Consider the following 6,850-nt stretch of genomic DNA (forward strand, 5'->3'; position numbering starts at 1 on the left):
ATGCATAAAAACATCATCCAAATAATCGTAAGAAATATAACAAGCGCAAGCCAATTAGCCTGCGCCCAGTTGCAAAATCGTATGAATTTGTTTTTCATGAATGACCACCAACTTTTGATAGCAAGTTGACCACTAAATTGCCTAGTCCACCCGCAAGAGTCCCCAATATTCCGGCTCCCCAAAATATGCCGTCAATACGATGGTGAGCTGACTTCGTGCTGGCCCTAATATCTACGATTTCTTCACCGTGTTTAATGATTGTTTTTGAGTGATCTGCAACAGTATCGATCATGTTATCTTGCTTGGTTTCAATGCTGATAAGGCGGTCTAACACTTCTCTCTGAAATTTATCCTCACTCACGCCTCGCCCTCCCCCACATTAAAATATAGGCCGTACTTATTTGGTAATAGCCCCAACAGCCTCAATATCGACAGTCAGCACATCCCTGAAATTAACGCTATCCGCAAAAGGCTGGTCCGTTGTGGTAATCGTTAAGCTGCCGTTTATTTGCGTAGTTGACGTGGAATCGTTAACCGGAATGAGATTTAAATTTGTTGTAATATTTGTCCCGTTTTGAAATTCGGTTTTGCCATTTACCTTCATTTTTACATTCATTGCTTTTCCTCCTCAAAATAAAAAAAATAAACGCCTATGCGTCTTGTTTAGCTTACTTTTCCGTTTTAGGTTTAGCCTCTATTTTTGCTGGTTCAGGTGCTTTAACGCCCTGCTTTTGAACTGATTCTTTTTCTTTCTGTTGTTCTTGAAGTATTCCGTTATAAATATTTTGCTTAACCTGTTGCAAATTCTGAATCTGTGCCTGAAGCTGATCAATTTGTCCTTGAGACTGATCAATTTGAATTTGTACCTTCCCATACTGTGCGAATAATTGTTCCATTATTTATCATCCTCCACATTTATCTCGATTATTTTCTTGCCGTTTTCATGTTTCTCAGCCATAATAACTTTCAATTTACCATTCTTAATTTTCGAATTGTTATTAACCCGTACTTCATCAACACCACAACGTTCAATATGAATATTTGCAGGAACAATAACGGTCGGGTCAATAGCCGTTTCGGCACTAATATGAAGATATTGGCCTGACATAGTAATTGCCTCAGGACAAACATTAATTTCCGATATGAGATTTGCCACTATAAAACGCCTCCTAAGATTATATATGATAATAATGCTCCTAAACTCGTGATTACTGCCGCTTTGACTTCAGGACTCCCCTTGCCCGAAAGTTTGTCCACGATTTCCTTTAGAATCGCTGCGATAATCCCGCAGATAAGCCCTGCTAAAAGGCTATAAAAATGACCCACTATTGTCGAAAGGGTGAATCCTCCGAGAAAGTGAGCCAGATAATGGGCGTATGGACCTTCCATTTTTGTGTACCAGAAGGTTGATAGCTTATTTAACATGTGGTCCTCCTTAGATTATTCTTGTTCCATTCGCTGCTGGAACGGTGAAAGCTATTTCTCTAACATTTCCGTTATTATCTTTCCATTTAAAGCTTAAATAACTATCATTAGCGTACAATGCTAATTGATTAACGTCAGTTGCCATTCCGCCGACTGCGCATCCTAAGACAGTTGTTCCTGTGGAGTGAAGAGTAGCCTGTGGACTAGTCGTTCCTATACCTACAGCCCTTGTAGAATCAGATATGTTTATAACATCTGCTACACCTACCTTACTTATTGAAAAATAACCACCAGCATTATGATACATGCACCAATTATGAGCTGTCGAATCAGTCAAACCAATGCTAGGAAAACCACTAACAGCATGGACCGTAAGAGTTTGAGGAAGAGCAGGTGCAGTTCCAATTCCAAGTCTTCCATCATCGACAAATGTAAACAAGTCGTTAACAGTACCATTATGATCCTTATTACTTATATTGTACTTCCATCCTGTGCCATCACCAATTATCACTTTTCCACTACAGGGGGTATCCCATCCGCCTGTATAAAAGGCGTTTGCCCCTCCCCATGCTGGTAGGTCTTGATGACCTTGTATGTACATTGTTCCACCAACCTGAAGGGTATAACCCGGACTTGACATTCCTTCACCAATCCCAGTGCTACTACCTGAAAGGGTTATATTTGTAAACTTAGTATCATTTCGATAATTGACTATATATGTTGAAGGAGCACCAGATGAATCTATTCTATAATTTAAACCTAAACCATAAAAAGAATGATCAACATTAGCATATGACCCTAACCTAATGTCATCATCAATATTAACGGTATGCGCAGTATTGACTTGAAATTTTTTAGGAATTGTCGTAGTTCCTATTCCAACGTTTCCACTGGCAGCAACTACTAATTGATCAGCTACAGTAGCCGATGCTCCAGCCCCGGAGGTATTACTAATAGTAGTTTTTATAAGATGAGTCGCGCCGAATTCGTCAGTGTATAGGCAAGACCCATGACCATTCGCTAAATGCTTAAAACCATTAGAATAATATAAGTTTGTATTAATTCCTTCCCCTGGCATTAAACCAATATTTCCATCAATATCCAAAGTATTTAAAGGGGAGGTTTTATTTATACCGACATTTCCATTGGCAGTAATTCGCACACGTTCTGCCGTGTTGTAAAAGTAAAAATCTCCACTCGGATCATATATACCAATTTGTGCAGTTTTACCAGTATAATTTTTTAAAGTAATAGATGCTGCAAGGGTACTAGTAAGTTGATTAACATTAAGCCCTGTACTTGTGGTATTTATAGTTACATCACCTGTAAATGTTGCATTATCCGTAAATACAATCTGTTTCCATGGACTCCAAGTGCCTCCAGCATTTACACGGGTAAACATCCCTGAACCATCATATGCCGTTGCTGTCTGTTTAATATAGCCTGCGGCAGCGTATTCTACTAATACATAACAAGCACTCACTGTACATGCACCGCTAGGGGCATTTATAGGGGTATTTGCATAATAAAATCCGCAATATGATAAGGTATTTAAGTCTTGATTGGCTGATAATTTGCACATTCCGTCTACGCCTACAAGGTTGACACCAAGATTCGCCAATGCTCCTGCCGCTGTTGTGGCCCCTGTGCCACCTTGAGCTATGCTTAATGCCGTAGTTAATCCTGTTAGTGACGTGATATTACTATTAGCACCAGAGGTTGCTCCATTAGTAATGCCATAACCTGCAAGATCAGTAGGTTTCCCGGTCACTCCACTCCAAGGGACGCTAGCAGCAGTACCAGCGTTGTACTGGTGATAACCACTGTCATTACCAAGATTAGTAGCATCAATTACCCAGTACATAATGTTGGTATCTAGCTGCAATACACAGTCTCCAGCTTGTACAGTATCAGTAGTTAGCGCAAAACGTGCTGCTTGATTTGCTACAGAGGTCATTCGCTCAATTGTTGCGGCTGGAATTCTAGCTATGTCGATAATGCCAGACGTTATTTTTGAGGCATCAAAGTTGGCAGGAGCTACTATGCCGCCCTTGATTATCGCGTCAAAATTTCCAGCTGAAATATTAACTATGTCTTTGTATGGCGATTTGATTCCCCATGTGCCTGCCTGGATTATATTACCTGCATCGTCTCTGATTTCTCCGGCTTTATATGCCATGTAATCGACTCCTTTCTAAAAATGTACATAAAAATACACACCGGATTATCGATGGGTACTGTGTAATACCATGTGATTATCTTATGGTTTTAACTTATATTCCGGTAACGTCAATAATCATATAATAATAAGCTTTGGCATAAAAGATAAGATCGTTACCATCTATTCTTGGTGTACTATTTCCTACATAATATGACGTATTTGTATGGCTAACTACAATGCTATGAAATACAATGTTAACGGCATTTGCAGTAAAACTTGCCCCTGGTATCAACGAATGGAAGTCACCAGGATTACCATTACTCCCAGTCTCCAAAAAACCTTTTTGACCATATACTATGGCATATATTTTATCGCTTGGAATACTTGTAGTAGATAAAGTTGCACCGTTATGAGGATATCCGTCAGAGAAGTTCCCCAAATTTCCTGTGTGAAAATCCATAATCTTCATTGGCATTCCACCATCTGAAAATATAAGCTTGCTATTGGTGTCATATATTTCAAGATAGTGTCCGCTTAATGTAGGAGACATTGAGAATGCATACCATGTTATCATTGACCCCGATCCTAACAATGTGTATGATGCTATATTATTTGATACTGGAATATAGAGGCTTGTGCAGCACCAATTACCAGCCGTGGTGCTGATAGCCAACACATAATTAGTACTAATTTGTATTGTTTGACCCGGATAAGCGGTTCCTTTCTGCAAAAATTGCAGGCACGAAATTGAATCTGATATCTGCAATACATTATTTGTGTTGTATACTGTCAACCCTGCACTCATATCAAAACACCCCATATATAACTTTAAAAATTGTATTCCCATCCAATGGACTATAGTTATATGACCATGACAACTTATTACCAGTCACGGATATCGCAAGAACTGAAGTAAAATTAAATCCGCCGACTGACACATACCACGGAGTTCCTAATAAGAATCCATCGTCTACAACAGTTCCGCTCATTAAGTACGGATTACTGCCACTTCCAACGGGAGTTGTAAATGATCCTAAAGTCTTTGTTAAGTGATCTGTTACATCTATAACTAAATTACCGTTGGCATCAAAACACTGTAGACCCTGTGTCACATTACCAAACCCCCATTCTAACCCGCAAAACATTGTTTGAATCATAAACACAAATCAAGTTATCGCTTATTTCTGTTCGGGCTCCCGTCGTCGCAGTTCTCAAGGTGCCAATGGTAGCGCAGATTGCTGATAGTGACGACACATTTAATTTATCGGCGGTTATGGCCCCTGCCACAATCTTATTTGTGCTCACACTCCCTGCCTGTAACATACGCCCAACAATAACGTTATCGTCAAATGTTGATAGAGCCGACACGTGCAACCATTTGCCATCAATGGTAATAGCTTCGGGGCATATATTGATTAAGCTTATGAGATTTGCTTTAGTAGCCCTAAGTTGAATATCTGACGTATTTTGAGCAATGACCGTGTTTGCATTGGCCATATCCGTAACTACCGAAGTAATCTGATTGGCCTGCTGCGTAACCTGGCTTGAAAAGCTACTATTAATACCGTCTTGCGTGGTCTTATTGCCCTGCACAGTGGTTGTTAGGCCATCAGCCTGTTGTTTTACCTGAGATATTGCAGCGTATTGCCCAGTAGAACCTGCATCACTATTAAGTTTGGCTACTGTATTTGTCAAACTTGTTGATGTTTGCTGTATTGCGCTTGCATTCGTGCTATCAGCTTGAACTAAAGTATTTACCTTATCATTAAAATCAGTATAACTAACTCTTCCAGCGATAGCATCGTTAAATGATGTTGTATCTATGCTAACTTTTGCTTTTGCTACTGCTGCTTTAATTATGGCATCCATTTTATCAAGACTCAGGCTTTCCGCTGCTAACAATGCTGGATCAATTGTAGGCGAAATTACCTTCTGTATTATCGCCGATTTCTCGCCTTCGCCAAACAGATCCACATAAGCCAGCTGCACGTCATATATGCCACCAGTTGACTTGAACGTATAGCTGTTATTTGGCGAAAAATACACCACATCACCGGAGCCGTCATTGATATGAACGTTTATACCAGAGCAATATTGAGGCAGCGTAGCACACGTTATCACTATACCTTGAAATATATCTGCAATTGCTATATTACCAGGTGCTATGGGTGCGGGTTTGTTCCACGTAGCCCAAGCGGGATCAGAATATTTTCCAGCCGTGTTGTGATGATACAAATAAACCTTCCCAGACCGGGACGGCAGAGTTACTATGGCTTTATTGGCGGTTGTTTTAGCTAATTTACCTGCATCGCTACCCACATTCGTGTCTATTCTTACTTCCGAAAAGTCAACATCTGTTTGTGCAGGAGCATTCCAAGTTACTTGCGCGGTATCGGTTATACTTACTTGCAGCCCCGTTGGTGTGTATGGCTGATAGGTTTTACCGCCGACTGTATATTTGTAGACAGGTGCCGAATCAAAGTCGGCCTTGATATCGCCTTTTGCTACAGATACCAGTTTGACTGAATACTCATGTCCTTGCAGCACGTTTTGAATAATAAGCTGATTAATAGGATTACCTGCAAACTTCCAGCCCTGAAGTGCATCAGCCAGTTCATCGTAAGGCGTATTCATTAAGGAATCAGGAATTTCAATGATTTCATCTGCTGCCGGATTGTTTGATTTTAAATACGCATCACAATTTTTATAGAACTGATAGGCAGGTGGTGTGAAGCTGACGTATAAATCAGTGACAACGACACCGTTTCCTTGGTCCCTGGAATGTTCTTCTGCCGAAATATTCGTAACAACAGGAGGAACACCATCATTTCCGACTACAGCCACACTTTTAACTATACCGGATGATTGTTGTATCCCATTCGAAACACAAACCTTTACATAATATGTTTTACCGGGAATAATACCGCTAATGGTTGATTTCATGTCATAAGTGGTTCCCCAAAACTTGAAATTTACGTTATCATCGGAATACCATACATGGAAACTGTCGGCTGTCTGGTTACGCTGAAGTATCCATGATGCGTGAATTAAGGATACATTGACGCCTTCCACTGTCCGGTAGCTTTCTTCGGCAAGGGACAAATCACTTACATCAACTAGCTTCGACGTTGGTGGCGTGTAATCAATGATCGGATAATTCAAATCACCAGAATAGACACCTTCGCAGTATTCAGCAAGATTTAATTTACATTTCAAATCGCCGTCTCTTTCAACACCAACGAGGCGGAATTTTTTTACTGCTTT

General features: G+C 40.2%; 8 protein-coding genes and 1 pseudogene. All 9 read right to left on the reverse strand.

What is annotated here, in order from left to right:
• Positions 1-94: 94 nt before the first annotated feature.
• The gene (locus Ga0466249_RS25505) at positions 95-361 is read right to left on the reverse strand and encodes a hypothetical protein (protein WP_215832317.1); all 267 of its coding nucleotides are present in this window, start codon (positions 359-361) and stop codon (positions 95-97) included.
• A gap of 36 nt (positions 362-397) precedes the next feature.
• Positions 398-616 (reverse strand): hypothetical protein, encoded by a 219-nt coding sequence (locus Ga0466249_RS25510; RefSeq protein WP_215832318.1) that lies wholly within the window; start codon positions 614-616, stop codon positions 398-400.
• A gap of 52 nt (positions 617-668) precedes the next feature.
• The gene (locus tag Ga0466249_RS25515; protein WP_215832319.1) at positions 669-896 is read right to left on the reverse strand and encodes a hypothetical protein; all 228 of its coding nucleotides are present in this window, start codon (positions 894-896) and stop codon (positions 669-671) included.
• The gene (locus Ga0466249_RS25520; protein WP_215832320.1) at positions 896-1,156 is read right to left on the reverse strand and encodes a hypothetical protein; all 261 of its coding nucleotides are present in this window, start codon (positions 1,154-1,156) and stop codon (positions 896-898) included. Before Ga0466249_RS25520 ends, Ga0466249_RS25515 begins: the two co-directional genes overlap by 1 nt.
• Entirely contained in the window at positions 1,156-1,425 is a 270-nt protein-coding gene (locus Ga0466249_RS25525) for a hypothetical protein (RefSeq protein ID WP_215832321.1), read from the reverse strand. The genes Ga0466249_RS25520 and Ga0466249_RS25525 overlap by 1 nt, the downstream gene beginning before the upstream one ends.
• Positions 1,426-1,435: 10 nt before the next feature.
• Positions 1,436-3,604 (reverse strand): pyocin knob domain-containing protein, encoded by a 2,169-nt coding sequence (locus Ga0466249_RS25530; RefSeq protein ID WP_215832322.1) that lies wholly within the window; start codon positions 3,602-3,604, stop codon positions 1,436-1,438.
• 94 nt (positions 3,605-3,698) lie between these two features.
• Positions 3,699-4,391, reverse strand: a complete 693-nt coding sequence (locus tag Ga0466249_RS25535; RefSeq protein ID WP_215832323.1) for a hypothetical protein — start codon at positions 4,389-4,391, stop codon at positions 3,699-3,701.
• Between the two features lies 1 nt (position 4,392).
• Positions 4,393-4,698, reverse strand: coding sequence for a hypothetical protein (locus Ga0466249_RS25540; protein WP_215832324.1), 306 nt, complete (start codon positions 4,696-4,698; stop codon positions 4,393-4,395).
• A 1-nt stretch (position 4,699) separates the two neighbouring features.
• A pseudogene (locus Ga0466249_RS25545) lies at positions 4,700-6,850 on the reverse strand (gp58-like family protein); the annotation flags it as partial.

This window comes from Pelorhabdus rhamnosifermentans, assembly GCF_018835585.1.
Taxonomy (GTDB): domain Bacteria; phylum Bacillota; class Negativicutes; order UMGS1260; family UMGS1260; genus Pelorhabdus; species Pelorhabdus rhamnosifermentans.

Excerpts from the sequence above, each read along its gene's own strand:
- Ga0466249_RS25525 (WP_215832321.1), bottom strand. The coding sequence starts at position 1,425 with ATGTTAAATAAGCTATCAACCTTCTGGTACACAAAAATGGAAGGTCCA.
- Ga0466249_RS25535 (WP_215832323.1), bottom strand. The coding sequence starts at position 4,391 with ATGAGTGCAGGGTTGACAGTATACAACACAAATAATGTATTGCAGATA.
- Ga0466249_RS25510 (WP_215832318.1), bottom strand. The coding sequence starts at position 616 with ATGAATGTAAAAATGAAGGTAAATGGCAAAACCGAATTTCAAAACGGG.
- Ga0466249_RS25530 (WP_215832322.1), bottom strand. The coding sequence starts at position 3,604 with ATGGCATATAAAGCCGGAGAAATCAGAGACGATGCAGGTAATATAATC.
- Ga0466249_RS25515 (WP_215832319.1), bottom strand. The coding sequence starts at position 896 with ATGGAACAATTATTCGCACAGTATGGGAAGGTACAAATTCAAATTGAT.